We start from the raw sequence: 23,774 nt of genomic DNA, 5'->3' as shown, positions 1-23,774 counted from the left end.
GGGTTCGGTGTGGAGGCCGCGACATCGCCATTGATGCGCGGCTCCTGACAACCAACGGTATATGCCGGGTGTGGCGGCTTGTCAACCCGCCATCAACCGTTGCCGCTTCAGGCGCCGAGTGAGCACAGCACGCTTTGCAGCTTGTCTCGGGTGGTATTCGTGCACGCCTGCATGGGCTCGCGCAGCTCGTCTGCAATCAAGCTTTGCAGCTGCAACGCCGCCTTGACCACAGCCGGGTTGGGCTCGGTAAAAGCCACCTTGATCCAGGGCAGCAACTGGTAGAACGTACCACGCGCGGCGGCCCAATCGCCGCTGTCGACCTGCTGCACCATGCGTACGTACAGGTCGGCGCGCACATGCGCGGAGGCTGAAATGGCCCCAGCCCCACCCAGGCACAGGTTGTTGAAGATCTGCAGGTCTTCACCGGCCAGCACCTGGGCGTGGCCGTCCTCGATCAAGGCCATGGTCGTCTCGCTGTCACCGCTACAGTCTTTCACCGCTGCAATGCGTGGATGGCGCACGATACGGCGCAGGGTTTCACGTTCGATACGCACACAGGTGCGGTAGGGAATGTCGTAGACGATCACTGGCACGCTGGCGGCATCGGCCACGGTGGCGAAGAAGGCTTCGATGCCAGCCTGCGAAGGGCAGATGTAGCAAGGTGCGGGAACCAGCAGCCCGCCAATGTCACGCTGCTGGATTTCAGCCTGGAAGGCCAACAGCTCGCGCAGGTTGTAACCTGACAGGCCCATGACCACCCTGCCCGGCTCCACCCAGGCCAGCACAGCATCCAGCACCGCCAGTTGCTCGACCTTGGACAATGCCGCCGCCTCACCCGTGGTACCGCACACCACAAAACCGGCCACACCGTCTTCGAGCAGCTTCTTCACCAGCTTTTCCAGGCCTGGGAAGTCGATTTCATTGGCGCGCATTGGCGTGACGAGGGCGATCCAGATACCACGGAAATTCGACATGCAAAAACTCCTGATGTTGACCGAAAGTCAGCGTCAGCAGGGCGAAGAGTGGAGGTGGTGGCAGGGATACCTGGCGCCTTCTGTCTCGTCAGCCCACCTGACGAGACAGCGCGCCTCGGTCAGATGAGCGGCTGTTTCTTGGATTTCTTGGCAACGGCAACGCACGCGCCTGCCTGGGCGATGAAGCCCGAAGCGGAAATGGCGTGGTTGGATGGGGACATGCTGGCAAGCCCGTTGCGTAGGTATGGCTGGATAATGGTGGGGCGGCGTGCCTGGTGTCAACCCTTGGCCCGCATCGCCCCGTGCAGGCGCGCCCCTTGCAACGCCGCGATTGCCGTCACCGCCACTCGCTGTAAGGCTCCAGTGGTGTCACCGGCAGGGCCAGGTTGCCTCGCCACGGTTCGAACAGGTAGCGCAGGTAGAGCATGCCATGGCTAGGCGCATAGTCATCGCTGTGCTGCCAGTCGAAGCCGCCGCCCAGTACCCACTGGTCACTCAGGCGCCGTTCGAACAGCCCGCGCAGGCGGTAGCCCAACCCACTGCTGTCGCTGGCTTCAGTCATCGCATCGAGGTTGGAATCGACGCCATATTGCGCCAGTACCTTGCGGTTGATGTGTGCGTCCGGGTACAAGCGGCTACTGCCACTATGGGCCTGAGACCAGCTGACGGAACCTTCCAGCAGCAGCGACCAGTCGTAGTTGCGCCAGGCATAACTGACCGGCACGCCCACCGAACTGTAACGCTGCGGGCTGTAGTAACCGCCCTGCCCCAGGCTGTAGCCGCTCAGGTCCTTGTCGTGGCGCCAGTGCATCAGCGTCACGCCTACACGCACACGCTCGTCGGCCTTTTCCACCACGCGGTGGTAAAAGCCGGCCATGGCCCGGGTCCGCTGGTTGTCGGCCACGTTTTCGCCGTACAGCCAATGGTGCCCCAGGCTGGCCCACACCCCGTTGTCGCCACCTTGGTCCCAGCTCAGGCCGAGCGTGGCGCCATTGGCAGTGACCCCGCCCCAGCGCACGCCCGTCGGGCGGTCGCGTGCGCCGGCGAACGACAGCAATGAATTGCTCATCGGCCGGCGCGAGGCGGTCAGCGACCAGCCAACCTGCCCGAGGTCACCGTTGACCGTTGCGCCGCCCAGCCAGCTGTTGATTGCATAGCCCTGGGTGGTGCCCAGGTCGAACGCCCAGCGGCTGCCCTGCCAACCCAACGCCAACAGACTGCCGCTTGCAGTCTGCGATCCCCCCGGGCACGCGGGCAGTGTTTTGCCGTCAGCGGTCTGGCCAACAAACTGGCAACTGCCGAAGTCGGGGGTGTAGCGCCCCTGATCGTTCGGCTCGAACGACCCCGCATCCATGCCAATGCGCTCTACCCGCGCAAACGCGGTGCCCTCCTGCCAAGGAGTGTCGACATGCAACAAGGTCGACTGGGTACTCAGTTCCGACGTGCCGGGCGTACCGTCATCCTCGCGCCAGCCGTAGTCATGCATCAGCGTCACATGGGTATTGCGCTGGCGATACAGGGCATCCAGATCACTGCGCAGGCTGCGGGCCAGCCAGTCGTCGCCATCCTGTTCGCGGCTGGCCAGGGTCAATGCACGGTCATCCCGTGGCGCTACGGCAGCACGGTCCAGCAACTGTGCATCGGCCATCGCCGCCGCATAAAGGTCCAGTGCTCGTTGAGGATCATCCTGCGCTACCAGGCGGGCGGCGTCGCGCCGTAACAACGGATCGGGGCGCGTCTGCTGCGCTGCAACACGGTCAAGCAGCCTGGCCGCCTGATCGTGTTCGCCCAACGCGGTCCACACCGCCGCCAGGCGCCGCTGGGCGTTGCCGTCATCAGCGGCAAATTGTGGCACCTTCACGCCCAGCATGTGCCGGGCCTGCTGCAGGTTGCCTTCGGCCACGGCGCTTTCCATCACCCCAAGGCGTGCATCAGGGCGCCCAGGCTGCACGACCAGTACACGCTGGTAATAGCTGCGCGCCTTGCCATGTTCACCACGCGCTGCTGCCCAGTCAGCCAACAGCATTAAGTCGTCCGGGCTACCTTCACCACGCGCCAGGCCGGCTTCAAGCAAGGCTGTCGCCTCGGCACTGCGGCCTTGTGCCTGCAACTGCTGCGCAGAGGCCAGGGTCATACGCCGTTGAACACGTTGCTCCAGCGCGTGCATGTCCGCGCTCCAGGTCGCCTGAGGTACCGCCCTCAGACTGTCCAGAGCCAAGGCATCACGGTCGCTGGACTCCAGGAACAGGCCGTGGGCATAGCGCGTTGCCGGATCATGTGGCTGGTGCCGCACCAGCCTGGCAAATGCCGCGTCGGCCTCGCCAGTACGCCCTTGGTGACGCAGGCTGTTGGCCAGCTGATACACCAGCCAAGGCTCATCGGGGGCCAGAGCCGTGGCCTGGCCCAGCACGTGGCTGGCCGTCGACCAGTCCTCGCGCTGCAGGGCTTCGTCCCCTTGCTGGCGCAGCCGCGCAAGTTCCAGGCTACGTCGCAGGCTGGCGAACTGCGCCTGCTGCCGTGGTGGCAGGCTGTCCAGGTATGCCTGCGCCTTGCCTGGCGATTGCACCTGGTAAACGCGCATCAAGCCACGCACGGCACTTTCGTTATCCGGCGCCATACGCCGTACCTGCAGGTACTGCCGCTCGGCAGCCGCCACATCGCCCTCGGCCAGCGAGACATCTGCCAGGCCCAACAACGCGTATTCATCCTTTGGCCGTTGCTGGCGAGCCTGCCGGTAAAGTGTGCGCGCACCGCGCACATCTTTCGCCGCCAGGGCCCGCTCGGCTTTTTTCAGCAGGGCCCAATACTGGCTGGACGACTCCAGGTCCTTCCATTGGCTGATCCGGTAGGTGTCCTGCTCCTTGGCGCTCGCCGCGCGGAACGCAGCATGGGCGTCTTCATGGCGGCCCTGGCGCATCAACGCATAACCCAGGGCCCCCTGCAGGCTGGCATCGCCCGGGTACTGGCGCAGGGCGCGGCGCAGCTGCGTTTCGGCTTCGACATTACGGCCCTTGTCGAGCAACGCCTTACCCCGTTGACCGGCCTGCCATGCCGGGTCGGCCAGCAGCTTGCGCTGCTGTTGCAAGGTCTCGCTGGCCTGTGCCAACAACGGTGAAGCCGGGTAACGCTGAAGAAAGGCTTGCCAGGCCGCCGCGCTGGTGGCACTCACGGCTTGCCCGGACAGGTAGTCGAACTCGCGCTGGGCAGCGGCATCCCGTGCACCGGGGTCTCGCGCCAGCTGATCGAGCAGGGCCAAGGCCTCGCGATCACGCTTTTCGGCGAACAACCAGCCAGCCAAGGTCTGGCGCAGCCCGGCACTGCCTGGATACTGCTGATCCAACCGCTGCAACTGGCGGATCGCCTCTGGGCGTTGGCCTGGCAGATTGCCGCGCACGCGCCAGTAGTCCAGGGCCAATTCAAGGCTGGGTGGTTCGCCGGCAAACAACTGTTCGTACACCGCCAGCGCCTCTTCGTTACGGCCGGTAACCGCCAGCAGACGCGCCTGCTGCAAGCGCCGCGCAGGCGCCGGTTGTTGAAGTTCAAGCAGGCGCCTGGCCTGACGTGCTTGCAGGCTGCCAGGCGCAACGGCACTGATCCGCGCACTCAACTGCTCGGCTTCACTGCTGTTCTTCTCGCGCAATGCCAGGCTCAAGGCCGCCAGCAACACGTCCGGGTTGCGCGGTTCAAGCAACTGCAAACGGCCCAGCGCATCGCGCACCAGGTCGTCACGGTGCAGCGCTTCGCCGCGGCGTACCTGGTCCAGCAGCCATTGGCGCTGTTCATCGATATCCTTGGGTTGCGCATCTGCCTGCCAGGTTATTGCCGCCAGCATCAACACGCCGATCATTCGCTGCATGGCGCGCTCCAGGCCGGCAACAGGCGGCCGTGCGGGTCAAAACGGTAACGGGCCTCGTCGAAGCCCTGGCCGAACAGCGCCAGCACCTGGCTGTAATACGCCTTGGCCTCGATCGGCTGTTCGCGCAAGCGCTGGCGCTGGGCCGCCAAGCCGGCCACGTGCTCAGGCGAGGCAGCAAGCAATGGCAGCAAGGCCGCAGAGAAACCCGCCGGGCCATGGCCGCGGGCTTCACCGCTGCGTGTATCCAGATGCTCAGGAGGTAGCCCCTGGCGCTGGGTCAATGCCGCCATCGGCGCATAATGGGCCACCAGCTCGCGGCGTTGCGCCGCCCCCTCGGCCAACATGCCGACCCACAGGTACACGCGAATGGCGTCATAATCACCGGCATTGCCATGTTTCGTGTCTGCCGCTGGCTTTCCGGCCGGGGTCCACAGCAACCAGTCCGGGGCAAAGCCCTTTGGCGACGATGCCAACCACAAACGCCGCGTGTTGGCCGCCAGCTCACCCCACAATGGGTCCACCTCGCTGAAGCGGTCGAGCAGCTGCAGCGGCAGGTAGCTGGGGTTCAGGCGGGTACCCTGGGCGTCTTCGAAGCCGTAGTCACCTGGCAGCAACATCACGCCGAGGCCTGGAAGCTTGCGCACGGTCTGCGCGGCGATACGCCACAGCAGGTGCTGGCCCAGCTGCGTGTAGGCCGGCTGGTCCCACAACCGCCCTGCTTCCAGCAGGCTGTAGGCGATCCACAGGTCGGCATCACTGGCGTTGTTGGCGTCCAGCACCTGCCACTGCTGCTGCCCGTCACGGCCCCACAGCCAGGCAGGCAGATGCCGGGCCAGGTCACCCTCGGCGAGGTTGTTGCTGGTCCAACGCAGCAACTGCGCGAAGGTTTGCCGGTCGTTGCCTACCAGGGCGAAGAACAGCGCGTAACTCTGCCCTTCCGAGGTGGTGATCAGGCGCTCGTCACTCGGGTCGATGACCCGCCCATCCACACTCACCAGCTCGGCCTTGAACCGCTCCCAGGCAGGCCATGGGCAAACCGACCCGGCAGTGGCGAAAACGGGCAGGCCCAAGGCGACCAGCCCTACCAGCATCTGGCGCATCATCACCCCGCCTCACCCAAGCGGCGCTTGCCAGCCCAGCGCAGTGCCCGCCACAACAAGAAGGCGAACAGCACCACACAAACAGCCGCGATCACCGCCAGCAACACAGGGTGCTCGGACAAGTGGAACCACAGCAGCAGCCACCACGGCAGCGCGCCCACGAAGTAGTGCTCGCCGACGAACTGGCTGCTCACGCCACTGCTGCGTACCAGCGTTACCGAACCCGCCACCGCATCGAGCTTGCCCACATCGCCAAGCACGTCGCGCAGCAATGCGTAATCGCTGTCGCTGTTGGCCAGCAAGGCCACAACACTGCGCTGCTCGTGGAACGGCGACTTCAGCCCGGTGATGGCCGCAATCGGCGCCTGGGCGCTGACCGCCACGCGGCTGCTTGCAGCCACCGGCTCAGTATCGAAACGCTGGCCACCGGGCAACGATGCGCTGCGGCCCTGCAGTAACCAGTCACGCTGGGCGCTGAGCAACAGGCCAAGGTTGGGCGCATCGCGCAGGGCCTCGGGCAGGCTGCCGATCAGCAGCAAGTCGGCATCTGCCGCTGCGGCCTGTTGCCAGTCGTCGATCAATTGCAGGCCAAGCGCCGGGTAACCGATCTGTCCGGCAAACCCGCCAACCGTGTCGAGCAAAGTGCCGACCTGCATCGCCGTAGGTTTGGCCGGCATGATGACCAGCGTCTCGGACAGGTCGGCCATGCGGCTGAACGGGAAGCCACTGCGGGCGAATGCACGCAGGTCGGGCATGGCGATGTAATGGTGGTAACCGGAAAGGTCGATGGTGGAGTTGTCGTCGATCGCTGCACGCACGTCCACCGGCAGCGAGGTCTGGCAGCGATCGCGCTGGGCGCTGCCCAGGGTGCTGGCAAAGCTGAAGTCGAAGCGCAGGCGGTTGCGGTCGCCAATCTTCAGCGCCGGCACCAGCGAGTTCTCGGTCAATGCAGTGTTGTCACCGGACAGCACTGCCAGGCGCATTTCCTCAAGGGTACCGCCGCGCCGGTCATTGCCCACCAGCGGCATGCTGGTGATGTACTGATCGTTGACGCTGATGCTCAGGCGCGATTCGTCGGTCACCGCTGGCGCCGTATAGCGGTACAGGGTGCGCAGCGGAATACCCTGGTTGCGCCAGACGAACAAGTCGGGCGGCAGGTTCAGTTCCAGTGTCACCGGCCGCGGTTGCAGGCCACTGACTTGCAGTTGCTCGGGGTAATCCATCAGTTCGGCAAATCGTACCGGCCGGTCGGTGCGCGTCCAGTTCGGCGCATCGTAGGGCTGACGCGGTTGCAGCGCGGTCATCTGCTCCACTTTGACGCGCGCGCCACGGAACAGATTGTTGCCGACCGCCAGCGCCGAGGCGGCCTTGATCAGGTCGTCGTCGTTACGGCCCAGCACCAGCAGCACTTTGCTGAAGCGGTCGTCCGGATGATCGATCACCTGCAGCACGGGGCCGTCGACTGGCGGGAACTGCTGCAGATCGGCGAGGAACGCCGGGCGACGGTCGTTGCTGGCAAACACGATGCTCGGTGCAGGTTTTTCGCCACGGGCCGGCAGGTGGTTGTACAGCACAGGGAAGCTGGCCTTGCGCCAACCGGCCTGGCTGCCGAAGTAGGATGCCAGGATTGCTGCCGCACGCTGCTCGCCCAGGCTCGGCACGCCGCTGAACACCACCGGCAGTACTACCTTGCCGGTGTCGCGAGTATCGAAGAACGGCAACGGGAAATACGCCAGGTCGTTTTCCAGCACCAGCGCCTGCTCGTGCAACTGTACCTGGCTCTTGCGGTTAAGGTTAAGCCACAGGCCGCTGTGCGCCGGGTCTTCGCAGACATCGGTATAGTGTCCGACAAACTCCAGACGTACCCGGTTGAAGTCGCCGAGCAGTTTCGGGTCCAACGGCAGCTGGCGACGTACACGCTGGCCCAACTGCTCCTTTTCCACCGGAACTACGCCCATCAGCTCGTCGTTGAGGTAGACACGCAAGTGCGACAGGTTCGGCAGCAAGGCTGGCGAAGGCGTGTAGTCCAGTTGCAAGCTGGCATCGGTGGCCAGGCGATCGCGACGCAGGCCGAACTCGATATGCTCGCTGTTGCGTACCCCCAGCAGCAGGCTGTCGGACGCATGCCCAAGCTGCTCGAAGGTTTTCACAACCGGCCAGTTTGGTACCGTGGTTGTGGGTACCGCAGGCTCGGCAAGCGGGGCTACAGGAGCAGCAGCGGCGCTCTGCGACAAGGCGGTAAACAGCGCCATCGCCAGGCCCCAGGTACGCGCGGGATAACCAGTCATCATGCGTCTCGATCAACAGGGTTCATGGAAGGGATGGCCCGCGGTGTGCGGGGCCAGTAGCTGGCCAGCCACAGCGCCAGCGAACGCAGTGGGCGCAACCACGCCCGCAGCCATGGCGGCATGTGCTCGACCAGGCGCACGTAACCGACGCCGCCCAGCTTCAACACATCGATCAGGCTGCGCAGCGGGCGCTCGACCTCGTGCTGCTCGTTCCAGCCAAGCCAGGCATCGGCGCGGGCAAAGGTGCAGTGGACCAGATCGATGCGCTGTTGCAGGGCGAGGTCGTGGAACACCAGGCCCACGTGTTGCCCGACCGTACGGGTGACACACGCCTGGAAGGCGAACTCACGCTGGCCGCGGTTGAGCAGCAGGCGTACCTGCTCCCCCGGGTTCAGCTCCAGACCTGGCTGTACCTGCAGGCCGACACCACCGTCGGAGTAGTCGACCAGGGTGCAGGGGTAGGCATGACCGCTGGCCAGCATCAACCCCGCCGGCAAGCGCATCTGCACCCGATGGGCGCGGCGCACCTGGCGCACTTCGGCGGCCACCGCAACTGCGGCACCGATGATCAGCAGGTTGTAGATCACCCACAGCGAGCTGACGATCACCGTGCCGATTTCGGACGTCGGGCCGGCGAACATACGCCACACCGCAAAACCCAGACCCACCACGTTGAGCGCCGCCAGCCACAGGTAAGGTTGGGCGATGCGCCAGTCGAACTGTTCCTGCTCCATCAGGCCGCCCTTGGCGGTGACGTTGAACGTGCCTTTTTTCGGCGCGAACAGCGCCACCGTGGTCGGGCGGGCGATGTACCAGGCCAGTACGGTCTCGTAGACCTCGCCCCAGAAGGTTTGTCGGTACTTGCCCTGCATCCGCGAGTTGGTCAGGCTGGCGTGGATCATGTGCGGCAGCACGTACAGCAGAATCATCAATGCCGGTGCGTAGATGATATAGGCATGCAGCAACAGGAACGCCAGAGGCGCCGTCAGGAACACCAGCCGCGGCAGGCCGGCCAGGAAGTGCAGCATCGCGTTGGCGTAGCACACCCGCTGGAACAGGCTAAGGCCACGCCCGAACAGCGGGTTGTCGGTGCGGAAGATCTGCACCATGCCACGGGCCCAGCGAATGCGCTGGCCGATGTGCGCCGACAGGCTTTCGGTGGCCAGGCCCGCGGCCTGCGGAATGCTCAGGTAGGCCGACGTCCACCCTTGGCGATGCAGGCGCAGGGCGGTGTGGGCATCTTCGGTCACGGTCTCGACGGCAAAACCACCGATGCTTTCCAGCGCGGTGCGGCGCAGCACGGCACAAGAGCCGCAGAAAAACGCCGCGTTCCACATATCGTTGCCATCCTGAATCAGGCCGTAGAACAGCTCCCCTTCGTTGGGGCGGCGGCGGAACGAGCCGAGGTTGCGCTCGAACGGGTCAGGCGAGAAGAAATGGTGCGGTGTCTGCACCAGCGCCAGTTTCGAGTCCTTGAGAAACCAGCCCACGGTCAGTTGCAGGAAGGAGCGCACCGGTACATGGTCGCAGTCGAAGATGGCGATCAACTCGCTGTCGGTGACGCCCAGCGCATGATTGAGGTTACCGGCCTTGGCATGCTTGCTGTCGGGCCGCACGATATACCCTACCCCCACTTCGTCGGCAAAGGCACGAAACGTGTCGCGGCGGCCATCATCGAGGATGTAGATGCGCAGGCACTCGCGTGGCCAGTCCAGGCCCAGCGCGGCCATTACCGTGGTGCGCACCACTGACAGGTCTTCGTTGTAGGTGGGGATCAGCAAATCGACGGTTGGCCAGTGCCTGGTGTTGGCCGGGAGGTTCGCCGGCTTGCGCTGCAATGGCCAGCTGGTCTGGATGTAACCCAGGATCAGCACGAACCACGAATAGGTTTCTGCCGCCAGCAGGATCACCCCGAATACCAAGTCGGTGTTGTCGTTCCAGTTCAGGGTCGAGGTGTAGCGCCACCACAGATAGCGGCAGGAGATGATGGTCGACAGCACGATCAGCATCAAAGTCGGGAAACGCCCCGGCATGTGTCGCACCAGCATGGCGATGACCAGCAGCAGGCAGATGAACATCAGCTGCGCCAGGTAGCCGAACGGCTCGGTCACACACAGCAGGGCGAGGCTGAGGGCGAACACCGTCAGCACGCTGTAGAACGTCCGCCGGGCAACCGCGTTCAGGCCGCGCAGGCGTGCCGAGGCTTCGTGCCTGAAAGCACTGGCGCGGTAGCGCGCAGGCACCTGGTGCAGTGCATCGATCAGCAGGCCGCGGTAGTGGCGCGCCACCCCGCCTGCCCCCCGCAGGTGCATGCGCACCGCGCCCAATGCGCGGCGGCCAGGCCCTGCAGTACGTGCCTGCGGTTGGCGCCGCAGCAGCAACCACAGGCTCTGGATCAACAGGCGTAGCGGGTCACCCAGCGTGGGGCGCTTGCCCGCCAGCTGCGGGTACAGGCGTTGGCGCTCGGCCAGCAGCGCCTGCCAGGCAGGAGACTCCAGGCGCAGGAACAGGAAGGCCAGCCACACGCCGAGGGTGAACAGCCATGCAACCGGCAGGCGCGTGCCACGGACTGTGAACCAGGTATAGGCCGACAGAGGGGTCAGGGTCACGGCTGGCGCCTCGTCAGACAGCGCACCGCCAGACTCTGCACATCACGGCAGGCCAGGCTCTGCGGTGCGTAAAGGCCAAGAGGTGCCTTGTACGCCAGCGCTTCGAGGAAGGCTTCGTCGCGATGGACCACCTGGATCGGCAAGCGATCACGGAACAGATCACGCCACACCATCAACAGGTCGCTCTGCAAGCGGCTGGCCGGGTCGTAGCGATTGACCAGCAGCATGTCGAAGTGCTCGACCGGGCGGCGCCCGAGCAGCAGGTGGCTGGCCATTTCGGCTTCCGCCACCAGTACCCGTACATCAGTCTCGATGCCGTTGCCGGCGGTATCGCCCGGCAATTGCGGCAGGTCGTACAACAGCCAGTCGAAATGCTTGGCCAGCTCGACCTGGCGGGCGCGCCATGACTGCGCATCGGGCACACGGTGCTGCGCACCGTCGGCCAGGTTGCCGTACGGCAGCAGGCACAGGCCATCGAGCACCTCGTACACGGCATCACTGAATGGCCGCCCTTCCCGCTCGGCCAGCGCCCAGCCCTCGGATGTATTCAGCGGCAGGTTGAAGTGCAGCCCGAGCAAGTTGCTGGGGCACAGGTCAATCAACAGCACCCGTTCGCCCACGCCCTGCAGCGCGTAGCCCAATGCAGCCAGCAAGGCGCTGCGCCCCAGGCCTCCGCGCACCCCATGCAATGCCAGGCTGGTCATGGCGCGACCCTCTCGCGCTGGATGACAGCCGCGTACAGCGCATCGTCGCTGCTGGCCCTGCAGCTTTCACCCAGCAATGGCCAGCGCTGCAGGGCCTGCTGAACGCCCACCAGCATCGAGATGTCCTGATAGTTCAGCTCTGGCATGTCCAGGTGCTGGCGCAACTGGGCAATATCGTCGCTACGGTCGGACGGGTCTGACTTGCCAGTGATCATGGGCGCTCCTTGGGGATCGGCTGCCAGTCAGGCTGGCCTTGCAGGCGCATGTAGGCACGCCCCTGGTAATTCAGCACCTGTGCGCCAGAGGTTTCGGCAACCTGCTCGGTGGTTGGCAGGTCGGTCAGCAGGCCGGGCACATCCAGCACCGGCTGCTGGCCGAGGCCCGCATACACACGCGAGATCAGCTCGGACAACGCCAGGTAGCTGGTGGCAGCTGTGACCCGCAGCGGCTCGTTGCGGGCAGGCTGGCCCATGCCGATGAACTTCAGGCCGACCGGCACATGGGTAATCGACGGCGTGGGAATTTCGCGCATGCCAGACAACTGCATGCGGTCACCATGCAACGCGGCCCCATGCTCAGGGACAATGGCCACCACTACCCGGCGGCCACTGCGCTCCAGTTCGTCAAGGAAGGTGCCAAGCTCGCCAAACAGGCGATTGGCGCGGGTGGCATAGTCGGCCACGCGGGTACCGCCGTCGGCAGTGACGATACGGTTGCCGTCATGCAGGCTGATGCTGTTGTAGAACAGTGACACATGCTCGTCCGGGGTACCTTTGCGTTGCCCCCACCAACGGCGCAATACATCCAGGTCACTGGCAATCGGCGAGCCGTCGAAGCCCACCAGTGCCCGTGGGAAGTCGGTATTTCGCATGCCCGGTTGCGGCATGTGCTGCTGGGTAATGTCGCCGATGAAGTTGTCGAACCGGCCGCTGTGGTTGAGCAAGGTATTGCTCTGGAAACCCAGCCGGGCCAGGTTCTGGAACAACAGGCACTGCTCCGGGGCCGGTTGGTACAGGCCAGCGTGCGACGACTGCCCGCAACTGGCTCGCAGCACACGGATGGCGGCCGGGCCGCTGTAGGAGGTCGCCGAGTTGAACTGGTCGAAGATCACGTCCATGCGCGACAACAGCGGGTTGTCCCGTAGCCCCACGGCAGACAGGTCATCCCAGGCCAGCGAGCAGATGTTGATCACCAGCAGGTCGAACGGTTGCTCATCGGCATTCACGGCCGGGAACGCCGTCACCCGCTCGCGCTCACTGGCGAAGAAGCGCTCAAGCCAGCTGTCGAGCGCGGCATTGTCGGCTACTGCAGTGGCTGGCGCGGGTTCGGCTGCGGTGCGCGCCGCCACGCCGGGCGCCTGGCTTGCACCCAGCAACGGCAAGCCGCCGACCGACAGCCATGCCAACCCCAGCAGGCTCAGGGTGCTCAGGCGCAGCCAATGGCGTAGGTACAGGTAACCCACCAGCAACATTGCCAGCGCCCCCAGCAGGTTCCAGTTGATGAAACGGCCCAGCAGCTCGAGCAGATAGTCCCACGAGAAGTCCAGCACCCCCGGCTGCGCAAGCAGCCGGCTGAAGGGTGGCAGCCAGGTGTCCTGGTAGAACAGCGCGATGCCGATTGGCACCGCCAGCAGTTGCCGGGCAATACGCAGCCACTTGCCCGGCAAAGGGACAAGCAGAAACGCAGCGAACAACAGGTTCGGCAGCGCCTGGAAGTCGAGCATGCCAAGTGCGACCAGCAGAAACTTTGCAAAAAAATAGAGGTTCCACCCTCCCAGTCCAGGCCAGCGGGCCAGTACCGGGAGGGTGATGGTGGTATTAGTCATTCTGGGGTTCCTGGCGTGCAGCGCGGCGGCGTACGCCCAGCGGTTTCAGATAGCGGGGGGGAAGGCGGCGGCGCAACCCGCCACGTAATGCCGAACTCAGGCGCACTAGCAACAAGGCCAGGCCCAGCGTGACGAGTGCGGTAATGCCGACCACCTGCAGCAGTTGCACGAAGTTCATGCGTCGCCCCGCTTGGCCAGGCCTACCTTGCGCGGTGCCAGCGCCGACCATGCCTGTGCAGGCAGTTGCGCCACTGTGTCGCTCCGGGGTGGCTGCGGTAGGTTGCTGTCGAGGAAGGCCGGAGTGGACAGGCTGTCGACGCCGGCAAGCACCTCCTGGCTGATGAACAACTCTTTCCATGACAGTTGGAAAATGTGGTCAAGCGCTTGCTCGACCCCTTCGGAGCGGCAAGCGAACAGGAACAGGAACAGCACCTCGCCAACCACGCAGGCAATGTCGCCATCACGGCGGAATACCGTACGCGAGCAAGCCTGCAACGGGGTCAGGCCAGGCGCCGGACGCAACACCAGCAACTGGTGGACGATTTCGCCGTTGCGCACCCCGTGCCACATGCTTTGCACAGCATCGGCGAACGCCCGTGGCGCTACCAATCCGCAGATGGCCAGCGGCCGCAGACGTGCCAGCAAGGCATCGAAGTCGGTTGGCAGGTGTCGACGCCAGACGTAACCCTGGATGCTCTCCACCATGGTCAGGAAGCGTGACAAGCTGGCACCGAACGGCACGATCTGGCTGGCACCACAAGCCAGCAGCAACTGTTCGTCCTGATAACGCAGGGTCGGCGCCATTTCGCGCACGACCAGCTTCAAGGCGTTGCCACGCGACTGCCGCAGGTGGTGCAGTTGGCGCGCCAGGCTATCCAGACGCTGCCCACCGTCCATGGCAAAGATCACCGTGGCAGACACCGCCCGGCTGGCTTTGCCCCCCAGTTCCTCAAAGCTTTCGCAGACCTGCCAGTGTTCGGAGAAGGCTGGCGCGCCTTCCAGTACCGGGCGCTGGGCCAGGCACAGCAACTCGTCACCACCGGTGTCGCTGGGTGCCTGAGGCGCGGCAGCAACGGCAAAGCCCGCGCTCAGCCGAGTCAGCTCCATGTCCCGGGTGGCGGCTTTGCCAAGCGGGCTGCTCCAGAAATGCTGCAGGTAGCGTACCCCACCTTTGCCGCGGTACACCTGCCCCAGGCCGTCGAGGCACTGGTTGAAAACGCGCAGACGCTCGACCAAGGCAGTGCTCTGCCCCCCACTGACGACCAGCAGCAACGCCGCTTCAGCCAACAATGCCGTGCGCAGCGCATTGCACCAGTGCTCGACTTCGCTATCCAGCCAGGCGTGTGCCGGTGCCAGCAGCACCAGCACACGCCCATGGGCATCAAGACGAGGCAGGTCTTCAACCAGATAACGGGTGGCTTGCGAGTTGGCCTCATACAGTGCCAGCTCGGCCGGGCCGCGCGTTGCGTCGAGCGCACCCAGCACGTCATCCATGGCTTGCGCATCGGCGATCAAGGCTGCCCTGGTATTATCGGGCAGGCCTTCGACTACCTGGCGGCATAGCAAGGAGGCGTCTTCGGCGGCGTCACAGGCTAACCAGTACAGTCCTTGTTGATGAAGCTGGCTGCTCTCGACGCTCAGGCCGGAAATCGCCAACAACTGCATTCCATTAGTCAAAACACTGGCTCTGCAAAAGGTAAATTGAAACGGTTTGAAGGCGGAATGTGTCACATCCTCTGCTGACGCCTTATGACCCATGTCAAAAAAACGACAAAAATGATGAGAAACACAAAGTTGCGTCAATTATACAGCATCAAGGCAGAATGAAATCAATCTGAAATGTAATGAGTTGCAAAGGTTTGTTAACAAACACCCCAAGGCCGACCTTTTCCGGGTTAAAAACAAAAGTCGCCAAAGGCAAGCCGGCAGGGCATTGGCCAATGCAAAAACCGTTTTCCGGAGACAAGCATGCTGCGTATCTTTGAACGTCGGCTCGACCCCTTCCCGCCCGACGAGGTACCACCGCCGCCGGTTGGCCTGTTGCGCTTCATGTGGGCTTGTACCCGCGGCGCTCGTGGCTACATCCTGGCGCTGGCACTGCTCAGTGCCGGGGTGTCGATATACGAAGCCTGGCTGTTCGCGTTCCTCGGTCAGGTGGTCGACCTGCTCGCGTCCTGGCAGGCCGGCGGTACTGTTGGCCCCGAGGAAAGCCGAGTGCTGTGGGGTATCGGCATCGTCCTGCTGGTCAGCATCGGGCTGGTGGCGCTGCGCACCATGGTTCAGCACCAAGTGCTGGCGATCAACCTGCCGCTGCGGCTGCGTTGGGATTTTCACCGCCTGATGTTGCGCCAGAGCTTGTCGTTCTTTTCTGACGAGTTTTCTGGCCGGGTCACTACCAAGGTGATGCAGACGGCGCTGGCAGTACGCGATGTGCTGTTTACCCTCATCGAAATCCTGCCCGGGATTGGCGTGTATTTCATCGCGATCATTGCCCTGGCCGGTGGCTTTGCCCTGAAACTGATGCTGCCCTTCATTGCCTGGGTCGTGCTGTTCGGTTTGGCCATGCTGTATTTCGTACCCCGGTTGGGCAAGGTCGGACAGGAGCAGGCCAATGCCCGATCGTCGATGACCGGGCGGGTTTCTGACGCTTACACCAACATCACCACGGTAAAACTGTTTTCGCACTCCAACCGCGAAGCGCACTTTGCGCGCGCAGCCATGGAAGACTTCAAGCAGACCGGTTTTCGCCAGATGCGCCTGGTGAGCCAGTTCGAAATCGTCAACCAGGCGCTGGTGGTGGGCTTGATCTTTGGTGCCGGTGGCTATGCACTGTGGCTATGGCACCAGGGACAGGTCGGCACCGGGGCCGTCGCGGCGATTACCGCCATGGCCTTGCGCGTCAACGGTATGTCGCACTGGATCATGTGGGAAATTACCTCGCTGTTCGAAAACATCGGCACCGTGCAGGACGGTATGGCCACCCTTACCCGCGGCCCCAAAGTGCAGGATGCGCCGGGTGCCGCAGAGCTGGTAACCACGGGTGGCGCGGTGAGTTTCGACAAGGTCAGCTTCAACTACAATGGCGAGCGCCAGGTACTCAATGAGCTGACGCTGCACATTCGGCCGGGCGAAAAAGTCGGCCTGGTCGGCCGCTCCGGCGCCGGCAAGTCCACCTTGATCAACCTGCTGCTGCGCTTCTACGACGTGGACAAAGGGGAAATACGCATCGACGGGCAGAACGTCGCCAAGGTCACGCAAGACAGCCTGCGCAGCGCCATCGGCATGGTCACTCAGGACACCTCGCTGTTGCACCGTTCGATTCGCGACAACATTGCCTATGGCCGCCCTGATGCTACCGAAGCACAGATCCGTGCCGCCGCGGCCAGTGCCCAGGCCGATGGTTTCATAAGCCAGCTCAGCGACCGCCAGGGCAACAGCGGTTACGACACCCTGGTGGGTGAACGCGGCATCAAGCTGTCTGGCGGCCAACGCCAGCGTATTGCAATTGCCCGGGTGATGCTGAAGAACGCACCGATCCTGCTGCTGGACGAAGCCACCAGCGCGCTGGACTCGGAGGTGGAAGTGGCCATTCAGGAGAGCCTGGATGAAATGATGCAAGGCAAGACCGTTATTGCCATCGCCCACCGGTTGTCGACGATCGCCGCCATGGACCGGCTGATCGTGATGGATGAAGGGCGCATCATCGAGCAAGGCACCCATGCCGAACTGTTGGCGAAAAAGGGTACCTATGCACGGTTGTGGCAGCATCAGAGTGGCGGGTTCCTGGGTGAGGATCAGGGCGTGGCGGAGGCTGTGGAGTAAGCAGAGGCTGGGGTCAGCCAGCGCATACCCAGCCTTAGAAAGCCTGCGCAGTCTATGAACTGCGCCCGTGACGATGTTCATGGTCGCTGCTCACCCGACAACATCGCCTGCCCCCCATTGGCTGGCTGTTGCAACAAGCCTCGGGGCAAGCGGAAGCCTTTGAACGGTTGCTGGGTAATGGGGTTGAAGGCTTTTTCAGCGTTAAGCCGATAGCGCATCACGCCATCTCCGGTCCTGAAGCTCAGGTCCACGCTGGTCGCCGTCCGGCCATTGAGCGCGCCGCGGCTGAACAAGCGGAACATCGACCACGGGCCACGGTACTCCAGGCTGCTGCTGTTGCCATTTTGCCTTAGCAAGGTGAGATTGCTACGGACCTGCTGCCCCAGAGTGTTGGGCCAGACAATGCCCGTGATATGGCTTGGGCCATGGGTGTAGGCAATCAACTGGCCATCCAGGTCCAGCAGGCTGGTACGCTGGTTCGCACTGAGCCCCAAGGGCTCGATGCTGAACTGCACACTTAGCTTGCCACGCTGATCGAAGAATGTTTCGCGGATGCGATCCGCCAGCTCGAGCTGCTCGATCACGTCGGCACGAATCAGGGATTGCCCGTGCTGAGCGGATTGCAAGGCCTCAAGGTTGTCCTTCAGGAAAACCTTGAGATACCGTTCATTGAACTGCTGCAGGCGCCCTTTCGGCCCGAAGAACGCCTCGAAGTCATCCAAAGAAGCATCGGGTGCCTTCACCACAAAGGGGTAGCGGCCTGCCAGGCGTTGCTGGAAAAAACTGTACACGTCAGCATCCCAGCGTCGCTCAAGTTCGCGCAGTGCTTCAACGTTCAGCACCTGGGCAGTCTGGTCGGCGAGCTTTCTGACCTGGTGGCTGATGGGCTCCGGTAAACCTGTGGCAACACGTTGCAGGGTGCCGATCGGGTCCTGCCCTGTCATCGCAAAGCGCTGATGCACGGCTTGCAACGCAGCCTTGCCGCGGTCCGGGCTGTCTTGTACGGCCTTGGCGTAGTCCAGCACGGCCGCAACAGCGCCAAGGGTTTCATCGTAGTAGCTCGGCTTTTCTCCTGTCGCCTGCAGCATGGCGCCCAAGCCTGCAAACGCCCGCTGGATGGCCAACGCTTGCTGTTGCTCGGGTTTTCCGGCTACTACCCGCAGCGTACTCAGCTCACCCAGTGATTCAACAACTGCTGGAGGCGCAAGCGAGGTGTTATCCCTGACCGTATCCAGCAGCCGCTGCAAAGGTGCTGCGGGGCCGGTCAACTGTTCCAGGATCGTGACACCATGGTCCAGATCACGGAAGTCAGCCACCGTAAAAGCGTTCAGGGCGCGCCGCCAGCTGTCAATGTAATCGGCGCTGTATAGGTTATACAGCCGCTCGGTCAGCGCATCGCGGTCAACGTCCGAATAGTCAAGTTGACTGCGCTCCCCCAATGCCCATTGATCAACCATCGCCATTTCAGCGAACCGCTGGCTGCGCGGCGCGAAGTATTCCCTGAAGCCTTTGGCGGTGAGCATGGCGGCCAGCCGTACATCCTCATTTCCTTGCCTGGCCCCGGAAGACGGCTGGTACACTACATCGAACGCAGGCCCTACCTGGTGGCGCAGGTCCAGCCCGGCGTGCAACTGCTGGTACGATTGTTGTTTGAGCCCAGCATAGACCCGCTGTGGCAACGGCAATTTGCGCAACGCCTGCTGCACTTCGCTGACCCGCTGGCGATACTGCGGCAAATCGGTATCGGCATAGGCCAAGGCGTATTTCAGGTGCTGCATGAGGTCACGCTGCAACTGCCCCTGGCCAGGAAAGGCGCGTTGCCACTGCCGGGCCATCCAGTCCTCGACCCATTCGGGGCGGCGGCTGTGGCGGTCCTCGATCATCCGGTAAACCCTGAGCGCGGCCATTTGTTGCTCGCTGCCAGGGGGTGCTGCGTTCATGGCATCGATCACACCACTGGCCAAGGCCGGCAAGAAACGTTTCGACAACAAGCTGAGGTACGCCTCATCAACCAAGGGACCAATGTTGCGCCCTTGATACAAGCCAAAATCGGCAACCACCGGCCAGGCCGCACGATAGTCGCCAAACACCGCCACCGCATCGCGAATCTGGTCCAGTGGCGCCAGCAGGTTGCGCCCGGTCGGATCAAGACGCATATCGACTTCGTGACCGCTGTACTCCTGGCTTTTGGCGAGCACACTGGCAGCCTTGGCGCCATTGATATCGGCGTAACGCTGCCAGCTGGCAATGGCGATACTGAACGCCAGGATGCCTACACCAGAGCCCACCCACAGCAAGTGGCGCTTGCTGCGCGCAACCCGAACATTGTCGCCCGCCAGCCCGGCTTCCTGATAAATAACCCGCCTGAATGCTTGCTGGATGAAATAGACCAACGCCTTCCCTTGTGCCTTACCTTCACGCAGGGGCAACTTCGTCGTGTAGGGCTGTGCCGCTTCACGGACAAAGGCATTGCGCATGTCGCCTTGCTGTACCACTGACGACCAGTACACACCACGTACCAAGGGTGGCGTGGTGAACCGGTCACTCGCCAAGGTTTCGCGCAAGAATGCTTGCAGTATGGGGCGCAACCCGATCAGTTGTGCATGCAGTGAGAACAGGCGCCCGCACGGTGTTGTCTTGCCCAGTACATCCAGCCGGTCGATAACCTGCTCATGCAATTGGGTGAGAAGCCGCCCGTAGTGCTCGTCATACTCATCCAGCCAGGCGTCGAACGCGTCTACCGCATCCAGCTTGAAGGTAAACCCCAACAGGCTTTCACGCTTGGCGGCCGGAAGCTGGCTGTAGAACTGGTCGAAGCCGTCCAGCAGATCGAATTTGGTCAGTACCACGTACAGCGGCAGGCGCGCCCCCAATTGACTGCTCACTTCGTACAGGCGTGTGCGCAACCCATGGGCCAGCGCGACGCGCTGCTCGGGCTTGCCATGCAGCAGCGCCGGCAAGTCGACCACCAGCAACACACCATTGAGTGCCCGCTGGCTTCGCTTACGCTGCAGCCAGCTCAACAGGTGCTCCCACAACCTGGCCTGGATGCCGGGCGGCGCGCAGGCTTCGGAGGGGGCGTTGGCCGCCGAGCCCGCCGGTGTTTCTTGACTGATGAAAACACCAGGCGGGTCGATGATCACGGCATCGTCGCTCACCCACCAGCCTACCGGGTAGGCCAGTGCTTCAGACTGTCGGCCCCGTGCCTGGGCCTGGTCGATACGCGTCAGGGTAAAGCGCTGATCGGTGCGGTCGATGAAGCTGCTTTTACCGGACTGTTCGACGCCCAACACCAGGTACCAGGGCAGCCGGTACAACGCACGTCGCCCACCGGCATTGTAGAGGTACCGCTCAAGCCCCTGGCTCAACGCCCGCTCTTGCGCCTGAACAAACGGTAGCGCGACATCCTGCTCGGCGGCCAATGCCTGCTGGCGCTCCGCTTGCAGGCGGCGAAAGCGCGTGCGCAGCACTCCAAGCCAGCACAGAAGCGGCACCAGCACGAGCACCAGGCTGGCCACGCTGCGATGAGCCACACTTGCCAGCGGCTGCTGCTCACGCCATGTCCATTGCGGGCCAAGCCACCAGATGGCGACCAGCATCAGCAAGGCGCCAAGCCCGAGCAGCAGCGGCAGCGCCAGGCCAATGCGCGTTACCCACGGCCAGCCCCAACGTTTGAGTTGCGTCCATATTTGATTCATCGAGGCTCCTGATCCTTGTCTTGAACTGCCAGTACTGGGGATGCCGCGTACTGCTGAAGCCGCTGAAATACCTCGGGCTCCCACGCACTGGCGGTGGTTTGCTGCATGGTTCGGGCAACGCTGGCGCACAGGTCCTGGGCCAACCAGGACACACCCCGGGCGGCCAGCAGATCGGCTGCGATCACCGTGGTGTGGCAGCGCTCACGGGGAGCACGAAAGCCGGCTTGCAGCCCTTGCAGCCGAAGGAGCAGCGGTTCTACGCCACCGGTTTCCAGCTGGCTGACCAACTCCTCACGCAGGCCGCTGAACTCCTGGGGGGTTGCACCTTGGCCAGACGGCCCTTGCGTGCCCTTGAGCCAGGCCAGGCACTGGTCGTCGACAAATACCAGCCCGTCGCTGAAGCACAACTGCTGCAGCGACGGCATACGCTGTACAAAACGGGCGGTGGCACAACGGATGGCTTCGGCCACCTCGCACATCGCCAGCTGCGTGGCGACGGTCGCAGCCAGAAAGCTGCCACGAATCCAGAAGGGGCAAGCCGTCAGGCTCTTTTCAATGCGCTGCAGCAAGGCAGGGTCAACCACCCTACTGGCTATGGCCTCTTCATAGACCCGCGTGATATCCAGCGGAACCGCCATCAATTCCGTAAGGTTGCCCTGCCTGACTTGCGGAGCAACCTGAATGTGCGCCCACAAACCGAAACGCCGTAACTGGTAGCCGGTAGTGTCGTAAGGGTCCTGCTGGTTGATGAGCTCGGCCATGGACAGGACGGCCCGGCGTGTCTCACGCTCATTGCCCATCGACATGCGTGACACGGGTGTGGCGATGACATCGGCCAACGGTGCAGGCTTCTCGGTTGCAGCCGTTGCTTTGGGCACAGCAGCCTCGCTGACGCCGTTGGCAAGTTCCGAGTATTTGCCTAGCAGGCGCTCAAGTTCGCCGAGTGCTGCCGTGTCCAGCTGCACCGTTTCCTGTTGTTGCAGGCGTTTCAAGGCAGCCTGCGCTGCCGCTGCGTGGGTCGGGGTGTAGGTAAAACGATCAAGACGAGGGAGCGCCTCGGCCAAGCGATCGATCACCAGGGCAACCAGCTTGCGCTTACCCAGGAAGCCTTTCGGTCCCGGCTTGGGATGAGCGGCCTCCCAATAGCACTCGAGCATGCCGGCCAGCAACGCCAAGGTGCATCCCCACTGCTCCCAGCAGCCGCTACGCAACCATGCGGCACTCAGGTGCGCAACGATTCGCAAGTGCTTGCATTGCCGGCTCAGGTACTGACGGGACGCGTCTTCGATGTAGACCCAGTCGATAGAGGCTTCCTGCAACCCACCCAGCTTGACCATCTCCTGATCAATGGCCTGGTAGGTTTCGTCCTCGACATCGAACAGGCCAGCCGGAACTGCCGGATCAATCGGCGTGAGCAACCGAGTGACCTCTTCCCCGGATACCTGCGCTACCACCGACATGTGCTTCTCGCCCGGCTGATCAAGGAGTCCAGGCCTAGCGCATCGAAAGTCAGCCCGTCGATCTCACGGTGATCACTTGAAACCTGGATACGCTGAGCACCGATGAGCTTCCTGATCTGCTCGATGGCGGGCAGACCCCGCCCGGCATCGAGCACTTGGCCGTTCTCCATCACCTGCCAAGGCGTCTCATGGGTAGACCAGCCCTCCCCGCTCATCCACTGCGAAATCCGCTGGATCGAAGGCAGCTTCTGTGTGATCGACCATTGCCACCGCACCTACGTCAGTGGCAGTGCCAACAGCCTGGGGCCGCTTCCACCCAGGCGCCTGGTTGAGGGTGACCAGCTTCTCATTGGTGCCTATCGCCTACAGGTTCAGTACTCCCAGGATCAGGCCTGCACACGCTCGCTGGAGGACCTGTTCAACTCTGACCCGAGGGTGCTCGACCGCCTGATAGCCGAAGCGCCTGCACCCGCTTGGCCGGCACAGCCTTCTGCCCCCCAACCAGCCGTCGAGATCTGCTCGGTCTTCAAAGCAGCCATGGGGAGCGACCCTCTGGCAGCGCTGGACGCAGCAGACGGTGAAGGGGCACTCCGAGAAAGCCCGCTGCAGCGCCTGATTGCCGGAGCATACCCATGAAGCCTCATCCACTTCTGCTCGCCCCCCTGCTGCTTGCGCTGGTCGGGCCCGCCGGCTGCACATCTTTGAGCAGAATGAGCCAGGTAGCCATGGACCACTCGTTGCCCATCGGGCCGCCCAAGGATCACCCGACCGAGGTCGCATTCAGCATCAATGCCAGCCCTACCCTCAACGGCAATCCGGACAGCCTTGACGTCGCAGCCGATCAGGATCGCGCCCTGGAGCCCAGTCCCTACGCTGTGACCCTGAGTGCTGGCGACCCCTATGCGTTGACCGAAAAAATCGGGGTTCTGTTCGAATACCTGCAAGCGCAATTCCCGGCCATGTCCCCCGTCGAGCTGGACGAAGGAGACGAAAGCGACCCGGCTCGCTCGCCCCTGGAAGAAAGCGGCCCAGGCAGCTACGACGACCCTCAGGTGGCGTTGACCTTGCCGCCCACCACAAGCGTTGCCTCAGCGCTGGTCGCCACGCCCATTGCCATCACGATCCTGCAATTGCGCGACGACTCACTGCTGCGCAACACCGTGTACCAGCTGCTGGAGCAGGACCCGGCCAAGGCGCTGCGCAGTACCTATATCCGTAGTGACGACTACCTGCTGCGCCCTGGCCAGTTCAAGTACATCCCGTTCGAACCCATCCACGCCGAAACCCGCTTCGTCGCGGTGATTGCCGACTACCGAGGCCATGAAAACGCCAGCTGGCGGCAAGTACTGCGCATTCCGCCGCGTGGCCGCCAGATCATGCTGTCGGTGTTGGTCAACGACACGCACATCGTGCTCAAGGAAGAAGACTGATGGCGCCT

Annotated in this window: 16 protein-coding genes; 3 read left to right on the top strand and 13 right to left on the bottom strand. The window is 63.4% G+C overall.

The genetic code is table 11. The features are described 5' to 3' along the window. Positions 1-107: 107 nt before the first annotated feature. From dapA to ACF8EF_RS12735, 10 genes are all read right to left on the bottom strand, one after another. Positions 108-974: a 4-hydroxy-tetrahydrodipicolinate synthase gene (gene dapA, locus ACF8EF_RS12780; protein ID WP_392461230.1), complete on the bottom strand. Its 867-nt coding sequence runs from the start codon at positions 972-974 to the stop codon at positions 108-110. A 337-nt stretch (positions 975-1,311) separates the two neighbouring features. Further along, entirely contained in the window at positions 1,312-4,830 is a 3,519-nt protein-coding gene (bcsC, locus tag ACF8EF_RS12775) for a cellulose synthase complex outer membrane protein BcsC (protein ID WP_392461229.1), read from the bottom strand. Then, the gene (gene bcsZ, locus ACF8EF_RS12770; protein ID WP_176684136.1) at positions 4,818-5,933 is read right to left on the bottom strand and encodes a cellulose synthase complex periplasmic endoglucanase BcsZ; all 1,116 of its coding nucleotides are present in this window, start codon (positions 5,931-5,933) and stop codon (positions 4,818-4,820) included. The genes bcsC and bcsZ overlap by 13 nt, the downstream gene beginning before the upstream one ends. Continuing rightward, positions 5,933-8,221 (bottom strand): cellulose biosynthesis cyclic di-GMP-binding regulatory protein BcsB, encoded by a 2,289-nt coding sequence (gene bcsB, locus ACF8EF_RS12765; RefSeq protein ID WP_176684137.1) that lies wholly within the window; start codon positions 8,219-8,221, stop codon positions 5,933-5,935. The genes bcsZ and bcsB overlap by 1 nt, the downstream gene beginning before the upstream one ends. Beyond that, on the bottom strand, positions 8,218-10,827 hold the full coding sequence (gene bcsA / locus ACF8EF_RS12760) for a UDP-forming cellulose synthase catalytic subunit (RefSeq protein WP_392461228.1): 2,610 nt from the start codon (positions 10,825-10,827) through the stop codon (positions 8,218-8,220). Before bcsA ends, bcsB begins: the two co-directional genes overlap by 4 nt. Beyond that, positions 10,824-11,531, bottom strand: a complete 708-nt coding sequence (gene bcsQ / locus ACF8EF_RS12755; protein ID WP_176684139.1) for a cellulose biosynthesis protein BcsQ — start codon at positions 11,529-11,531, stop codon at positions 10,824-10,826. Before bcsQ ends, bcsA begins: the two co-directional genes overlap by 4 nt. Next, positions 11,528-11,746, bottom strand: coding sequence for a cellulose biosynthesis protein BcsR (bcsR, locus tag ACF8EF_RS12750; protein WP_176684140.1), 219 nt, complete (start codon positions 11,744-11,746; stop codon positions 11,528-11,530). The genes bcsQ and bcsR overlap by 4 nt, the downstream gene beginning before the upstream one ends. Further along, the gene (gene bcsG / locus ACF8EF_RS12745) at positions 11,743-13,356 is read right to left on the bottom strand and encodes a cellulose biosynthesis protein BcsG (protein WP_392461227.1); all 1,614 of its coding nucleotides are present in this window, start codon (positions 13,354-13,356) and stop codon (positions 11,743-11,745) included. Before bcsG ends, bcsR begins: the two co-directional genes overlap by 4 nt. Then, positions 13,349-13,534 (bottom strand): cellulose biosynthesis protein BcsF, encoded by a 186-nt coding sequence (gene bcsF, locus ACF8EF_RS12740; protein ID WP_176684142.1) that lies wholly within the window; start codon positions 13,532-13,534, stop codon positions 13,349-13,351. Before bcsF ends, bcsG begins: the two co-directional genes overlap by 8 nt. Further along, positions 13,531-15,021, bottom strand: a complete 1,491-nt coding sequence (locus ACF8EF_RS12735) for a BcsE family c-di-GMP-binding protein (RefSeq protein ID WP_392461252.1) — start codon at positions 15,019-15,021, stop codon at positions 13,531-13,533. Before ACF8EF_RS12735 ends, bcsF begins: the two co-directional genes overlap by 4 nt. A 303-nt stretch (positions 15,022-15,324) precedes the next feature. Here ACF8EF_RS12735 and ACF8EF_RS12730 point away from each other — a divergent pair, with 303 nt between their 5' ends. Then, on the top strand, positions 15,325-17,178 hold the full coding sequence (locus ACF8EF_RS12730; protein ID WP_176684143.1) for an ABC transporter ATP-binding protein: 1,854 nt from the start codon (positions 15,325-15,327) through the stop codon (positions 17,176-17,178). Positions 17,179-17,255: 77 nt separating this feature from the next. Here the strand turns inward: ACF8EF_RS12730 and tssM are convergent, their stop codons facing one another. The 3 genes from tssM to ACF8EF_RS12715 are packed head-to-tail and all read right to left on the bottom strand — an operon-like array spanning position 17,256 to position 22,506. Further along, positions 17,256-20,876 (bottom strand): type VI secretion system membrane subunit TssM, encoded by a 3,621-nt coding sequence (gene tssM / locus ACF8EF_RS12725; protein ID WP_392461226.1) that lies wholly within the window; start codon positions 20,874-20,876, stop codon positions 17,256-17,258. Then, complete coding sequence (gene tssA, locus ACF8EF_RS12720; protein ID WP_392461225.1) at positions 20,873-22,336, bottom strand: type VI secretion system protein TssA; 1,464 nt, start codon at positions 22,334-22,336, stop codon at positions 20,873-20,875. Before tssA ends, tssM begins: the two co-directional genes overlap by 4 nt. Beyond that, positions 22,324-22,506 carry a type VI secretion system-associated protein TagO gene (locus ACF8EF_RS12715; RefSeq protein WP_392529114.1) on the bottom strand — a complete coding sequence of 61 codons (183 nt, stop codon included), beginning with the start codon at positions 22,504-22,506 and terminating at the stop codon, positions 22,324-22,326. Before ACF8EF_RS12715 ends, tssA begins: the two co-directional genes overlap by 13 nt. Between ACF8EF_RS12715 and ACF8EF_RS12710 the strand changes: the two genes are divergently transcribed. Together ACF8EF_RS12710 and tssJ are read left to right on the top strand one after the other, a co-directional pair. After that, positions 22,439-22,972, top strand: a complete 534-nt coding sequence (locus ACF8EF_RS12710) for an FHA domain-containing protein (RefSeq protein WP_392529112.1) — start codon at positions 22,439-22,441, stop codon at positions 22,970-22,972. The genes ACF8EF_RS12715 and ACF8EF_RS12710 overlap by 68 nt on opposite strands. After that, complete coding sequence (tssJ, locus tag ACF8EF_RS12705; RefSeq protein WP_176684152.1) at positions 22,969-23,766, top strand: type VI secretion system lipoprotein TssJ; 798 nt, start codon at positions 22,969-22,971, stop codon at positions 23,764-23,766. The genes ACF8EF_RS12710 and tssJ overlap by 4 nt, the downstream gene beginning before the upstream one ends. Positions 23,767-23,774 lie beyond the last annotated feature (8 nt).

Origin of the sequence: Pseudomonas sp. zjy_15 (assembly GCF_043101865.1) — a bacterium.
In the GTDB taxonomy this organism is placed as follows: domain Bacteria; phylum Pseudomonadota; class Gammaproteobacteria; order Pseudomonadales; family Pseudomonadaceae; genus Aquipseudomonas; species Aquipseudomonas putida_Y.
This window is presented reverse-complemented; position numbering and strand designations above follow the sequence as displayed.

Coding starts and splice junctions, on each gene's coding strand:
- ACF8EF_RS12730 (WP_176684143.1), top strand. CDS start 15,325: ATGCTGCGTATCTTTGAACGTCGGCTCGACCCCTTCCCGCCCGACGAG.
- bcsG (WP_392461227.1), bottom strand. CDS start 13,356: ATGACTAATACCACCATCACCCTCCCGGTACTGGCCCGCTGGCCTGGA.
- ACF8EF_RS12710 (WP_392529112.1), top strand. CDS start 22,439: ATGAGCTTCCTGATCTGCTCGATGGCGGGCAGACCCCGCCCGGCATCG.
- bcsC (WP_392461229.1), bottom strand. CDS start 4,830: ATGCAGCGAATGATCGGCGTGTTGATGCTGGCGGCAATAACCTGGCAG.
- tssM (WP_392461226.1), bottom strand. CDS start 20,876: ATGAATCAAATATGGACGCAACTCAAACGTTGGGGCTGGCCGTGGGTA.
- dapA (WP_392461230.1), bottom strand. CDS start 974: ATGTCGAATTTCCGTGGTATCTGGATCGCCCTCGTCACGCCAATGCGC.
- bcsF (WP_176684142.1), bottom strand. CDS start 13,534: ATGAACTTCGTGCAACTGCTGCAGGTGGTCGGCATTACCGCACTCGTC.
- tssJ (WP_176684152.1), top strand. CDS start 22,969: ATGAAGCCTCATCCACTTCTGCTCGCCCCCCTGCTGCTTGCGCTGGTC.
- bcsB (WP_176684137.1), bottom strand. CDS start 8,221: ATGATGACTGGTTATCCCGCGCGTACCTGGGGCCTGGCGATGGCGCTG.
- ACF8EF_RS12715 (WP_392529114.1), bottom strand. CDS start 22,506: ATGGAGAACGGCCAAGTGCTCGATGCCGGGCGGGGTCTGCCCGCCATC.
- bcsQ (WP_176684139.1), bottom strand. CDS start 11,531: ATGACCAGCCTGGCATTGCATGGGGTGCGCGGAGGCCTGGGGCGCAGC.
- tssA (WP_392461225.1), bottom strand. CDS start 22,336: ATGTCGGTGGTAGCGCAGGTATCCGGGGAAGAGGTCACTCGGTTGCTC.
- bcsR (WP_176684140.1), bottom strand. CDS start 11,746: ATGATCACTGGCAAGTCAGACCCGTCCGACCGTAGCGACGATATTGCC.
- bcsZ (WP_176684136.1), bottom strand. CDS start 5,933: ATGATGCGCCAGATGCTGGTAGGGCTGGTCGCCTTGGGCCTGCCCGTT.
- ACF8EF_RS12735 (WP_392461252.1), bottom strand. CDS start 15,021: ATGCAGTTGTTGGCGATTTCCGGCCTGAGCGTCGAGAGCAGCCAGCTT.